The organism is Streptomyces sp. NPDC005728 (assembly GCF_040630895.1).
Taxonomy (GTDB): Bacteria; Actinomycetota; Actinomycetes; order Streptomycetales; family Streptomycetaceae; genus Streptomyces.
Genome location: NZ_JBEXYL010000218.1, coordinates 1 through 5452, shown reverse-complemented (window position 1 = coordinate 5452; position 5452 = coordinate 1). Strand labels below are relative to the sequence as shown.

Annotated in this window: 1 protein-coding gene; it reads left to right on the top strand. The window is 71.9% G+C overall.

Features of this window, described 5'->3' with window-relative positions:
- Nucleotides 1–5452: SDR family NAD(P)-dependent oxidoreductase (locus tag ABZ471_RS47510; protein ID WP_359075376.1), on the top strand; the 5452-nt coding region annotated here is incomplete at both ends.

Genomic DNA, 5452 nt, shown 5'->3' with positions numbered 1-5452 from the left:
AGGGCGTTGCTCGCCGATGGTTTCGATGTCTTCATCGAGACCAGCGCTCACCCGGTTTTGACCGGCGCCATCGAAGAGACCGTCGAGGAGGCCGACGCGACCGCCGTGGTGCTGGGCACCCTGCGCCGCAACGAAGACGAACAACGACGCTTCACCCTCGCTCTCGCCGAAGCCTTCACCGCCGGACTCCCCGTCGACTGGCCCACAACCGGCCGGACCACCCACCACCTGGACCTGCCCACCTACGCCTTCCAACGCCGGCGCTACTGGCTCGACGACTCGACCCCCACGGCATCCGAGGACGCCGCCGATCCCGAGGAGAGCCGGTTCTGGGCGGCCGTCGACAGCGCGGACCGCGGCGAACTCGCCGAACTGCTCGGCGTGGACGACGCCTCCCGGCTGGAGGACGTCATCGGCCTGCTCGGCCCGTGGCGCCGCGACAGCCGTGAGCGTACCGAGACGGATGCCTGGCACTACCGCGTCGACTGGAAGCCGGTGTCCGACGCGCAGTCGGCGTCGCTGAGCGGTGCCTGGATGCTCGTCGTACCGGACGGCGACACGGCCCACCCGTGGGCGGAAGCGGTGGAGGGCACCCTGTCGTCCGCCGGTGCCCAGGTGGTACGCCTGACCGTGGGAGCGGACTGCGACCGGGACCAGCTGTCCCGACGCGTCACCCAGGCGGTCGAGGCGCTCGACGGTGCGGGACCGGCCGGGGTGCTGTCCCTGCTGGCCCTGGACGAGACACAGCGCCCGGACAACCCGACGCTGACGGCCGGACCGGCCGGGACGCTGCTCCTGATCCAGGCGCTCGGCGACGCCGCCGTACGTGCACCGCTGTGGTCCGCCACACGCGGAGCCGTACAGGTTCCCGGCACGGAGACGGCGATCCGTCCCGAACAGGCGCAGGTGTGGGGGCTCGGTCTGGTGGCCGGGCTGGAGCACTCCGACCGGTGGGGCGGCCTGATCGACCTGCCGGAAACCCTCGACCCACAGGCGCTGCGCAGACTGTGCGGCGCGCTCGCCGGGAAGCAGGACGAGGACCAGCTCGCACTCCGCCCGTCCGGAGTCTTCGCCCGCCGCCTGGCGCGGGTGTCCCGCACGTCCCTGCACGACCGCCCGGAGTGGCAGCCGCGCGGCACGGTCCTCATCACCGGTGGCACCGGCGCCGTCGGCGCCCGGTTCGCCCGGTGGCTCGCGGCCAACGGTGCCGAGCACCTCGTGCTCACCAGCCGCCAGGGCCGCTCCGCGCCGGGCGCGGGGGAGCTGGAGTCCGAACTGACGGCCCTCGGCGTACGGGTCACCCTCGCGGCGTGCGACGTCGCGGACCGGGACGCACTGGCCGGACTCGTCGCCAGGGCCGCCGCCGACGGCGAGCCGATCCGTGCGGTCATCCACGCGGCCGGTACGACCGACTCCGCGCCGCTGGCCGAGACGGACCTGGACCTGCTGGCCCGGCTCACCTCCGCCAAAGTGCGCGGCGCGCACCACCTCGACGACGTCTTCCGGGACACCGACCTCGACGCGTTCATCCTCTTCTCCTCCGGCGCCGGCATCTGGGGCGGGGGCGGACAGGGTGCGTACGCCGCAGCCAACGCCCACCTCGACGCGCTGGCTCACCAGCGCCGTGCGCGAGGGCGGACCGCGCTGTCGGTGGCGTGGGGTCTCTGGGGCGGCGGCGGCATGGCCGACGGCGAGGTCGGGGACCGGATCCTCAGCCGCGGCGTACGCGTCATGAACCCGGACCAGGCGGTCGCCGCACTGGCCCGCGTCACGGCGGCCACCGAGACGACGCGGATCGTCGCCGACATCGACTGGGAGGTCTTCGCTCCCCAGTTCACCGCCGTTCGTCGCTCTCCACTGCTCTCGGACCTCCCCGAAGTGCGGGCGGTACTGGAGGAGACGCCCGGTGCGGCGCAGGGAGCGGCCGCCGGCTCAGCCCCGTCGGCGCTGCTCGACGGCCTGACCGAGGCAGAGCAGTACCTGGCCGTGCTGGACCTGGTCCGCGCGCAGGCCGCGGCGGCGCTCGGCCACAGCTCACCGGATCCCGTTGCCCCGGACCGCGCCTTCCGTGAGCTGGGCTTCGACTCGATGATGGCGGTGGAGCTGCGGAACCGGCTGAACGCGGTGACGGGGCTGCGGTTGCCGAGCACGGTGGTCTTCGACTATCCGACGGCCGGTGACCTGGCCCGGTTCGTGCGGGCCGAGCTGGTCGGGGAGCCCGACGACGTGGCGGCGGTGGAGCCTTCGCCGGCGGTCGTCACCGGTGAGGTGGATGCCGAACCGATTGCGATCGTGGGCATCGGCTGCCGCTTCCCCGGTGGCGTGCGCTCGCCGGAGGACCTGTGGCGGCTGGTGATGTCCGGCGCGGACGCGGTGTCGGGGTTCCCGGTGGATCGTGGCTGGGATCTGGAGGCGCTGTTCGATCCGGACCCGGATGCGGTGGGGAAGTCGTACACGCGGTCGGGTGGCTTCCTCTACGATGCGGCGGAGTTCGATGCGGGGTTCTTCGGGATCTCGCCGCGTGAGGCGTTGGCGATGGATCCGCAGCAGCGGTTGCTGCTGGAGACGTCGTGGGAGGCGATGGAGCGGGCGGGCATCGACCCGGCGTCGCTGCGCGGCAGCCGTACCGGCGTCTACGTCGGCGCCATGGTCCAGGACTACGGCCACCGCCTGCACCAGGGCACGGCCGAGACGGAAGGCCACATCCTGACCGGCACCACGGGCAGCGTGGTCTCGGGCCGGCTGTCGTACACCTTCGGCCTGGAGGGCCCGGCGGTGACCGTCGACACGGGATGCTCCTCCTCCCTGGTGACCCTGCACCTCGCGATACGGGCGCTGCGCAGCGGCGAGTGCTCACTGGCCCTGGCCGGTGGCGTCACGGTCATGCCGACACCCGGACCCTTCATCGAGTTCAGCCGGCAGCGAGGCCTGTCCTCGGACGGCCGGTGCAAGGCGTTCGCGGAGGGTGCGGACGGCACCGGCTGGGCCGAGGGTGCCGGTGTGCTGCTGGTGGAGCGTCTGTCGGACGCTGTGCGGCTGGGGCATCCGGTGCTGGCCGTGGTGCGCGGTAGTGCGGTGAACCAGGACGGTGCGAGCAACGGCCTGACGGCACCCAATGGGTTGTCGCAGCAGCGGGTGATCCGGCAGGCGCTGGCGGATGCGCGGCTGAGTGCCGCCGATGTCGACGCGGTGGAGGCGCATGGGACGGGGACCCGGCTGGGTGACCCGATCGAGGCGCAGGCCCTGATCGCGACCTACGGTCAGGAGCGCACGGACGAACTTCCTTTGTTCTTGGGGTCGTTGAAGTCGAACATCGGGCATGCGCAGGCGGCTGCGGGTGTGGGTGGGGTCATCAAGATGGTGATGGCTCTGCGGCACGGTGTGCTGCCGCAGACGCTGCATGTGGATGCGCCGTCGTCGCATGTGGACTGGTCGGCGGGTGCGGTGGAGCTGCTGACCGAGCAGCGGGCGTGGCCGGAGCTGGACCGGCCGCGACGGGCGGCCGTCTCCGCCTTCGGCGTGGGCGGAACCAACGCGCATGTCGTGATCGAGCAGCCTCCGGTGGCGGAACACGGCGACTCGGCGTCCGAGGACACCGCACTCGGCGTGATGCCATGGGTGGTGTCGGGCAAGAGCGCGCAGGCGTTGCGGGCGCAGGCGGAACTGTTGCGCGCGTTCGTGGCCGGACGTGACGGGCTGGACCTGGCGGGTGTCGGGGCGGCGCTGGTGTCGGCGCGGTCGGTGTTCGAGCACCGGGCCGTGGTGGTGGCCGGTGATCGTGCGGAGCTGCTGACCGGTCTGGAGGCGCTGGCCTCGGACGGGGTGGCGCCGGGGCTGGCGACCGGTGTGGGGGTGGCTGGTCGTCGTGCCGTGTTCGTCTTCCCCGGTCAGGGTTCGCAGTGGTCGGGGATGGCGGCGGGGTTGTGGGAGTCCTCGCCGGTGTTCCGTGAGCGGATGGTGGAGTGCGAGCGGGCGCTGGACCCGTTCGTGGACTGGTCGTTGTCTGCCGTCGTACACGGAGAAGCCGGGGCGCCGGGGTTCGACCGGGTGGATGTGGTGCAGCCGGTGTTGTTCGCGGTGATGGTGTCGCTGGCGGAGCTGTGGCGGTCGTACGGGGTTGAGCCGGCGGCTGTGGTGGGGCATTCGCAGGGTGAGATCGCGGCGGCGGCCGTCTCCGGTGCTCTGTCGTTGGAGGACGCGGCCCGTGTGGTGGCGTTGCGCAGCCGGGCGCTGGGTGTGCTGGCCGGTCGCGGTGGCATGGTCTCTGTCGCCCTGCCGGTGGACGAGGTCACCGACCGGCTCGGTGAGGGGTTGTCGGTGGCGGCGGTCAACGGGCCGCTTTCCACCGTGGTTTCTGGTGATGTGCAGGCGTTGGAGGAACTGTTGGTCTCGTGCGAGGCCGATGGGGTGCGGGCGCGGCGGATCCCGGTGGACTATGCGTCGCACTCGGCGCATGTGGAACAGATCCGGGACGAGTTGCTGGAACTGCTGGAGCCGGTGCGGCCGCGGTCGGGCCAGGTCCCGTTCTACTCGGCCGTGACCGGTGAGGTGGTCGAAGGCTCTGCCCTGGATGCGCAGTACTGGTACACGAATCTGCGGCAGACGGTCGACTTCCACGGCGCTACGAGGGCGTTGCTTGCGGATGGGTTCGATGTGTTCGTCGAGGCCAGCGCGCATCCGGTGCTGACCGCCTCGATCGAGGAGAGCCTGGAGGAAGCGGACGCGTCCGCCGTGGTGCTCGGGACTCTGCGGCGCAACGAAGACGAACAGCGGCGTTTCACCCTGGCGCTCGCCGAGGCGTTCACTGCCGGACTTCCTGTCCAGTGGCCGGTGAGCGGGCGGACGGTGGAGGTCCTGGACCTGCCGACGTATGCCTTCCAGCGGGAGCGGTACTGGCTGGAGCCGGTGCGGGCGGAGGTGGCCGATGCGGCGGGCCTCGGTCTGGAGGGGCTGGGGCACGGGCTGCTCGGTGCGATGGTGCCGGTGCCGGACTCCGACGGAGTGGTGCTGACGGGGTCGGTGTCACTGCGGTCGCATCCCTGGCTCGCCGAGCACGCCGTGTTCGGAACCGCACTGCTGCCCGGGACGGCCTTCGTGGAGATGGCGCTGCGGGCCGGCGTGGAAGTCGGCACGACCGTGGTGAGCGAACTGGTGCTGGAGGCACCCCTGCTGGTGCCGGACCACGGTGAGGTACGCCTCCATGTGAGCGTGACCGGCGCGGACGGGTCCGGCTGCCGGACGCTGGTGGTGCGCTCCCGCTCCGATCAGGACTGGACGGTTCACGCCCGGGCCGTCCTGGCTCCCGGGGCGGCGGACGAGCCGGTCCTCCGGTCCGCCGCCTGGCCGCCGGCGGGTGCGGAGAAGGTGGATGTCTCGGCGTTGTACGAGGAGTTCGCCGCGGCTGGTTATGACTACGGGCCTTTGTTCCAGGGTGTTCGGGCTGTCTGGCGTG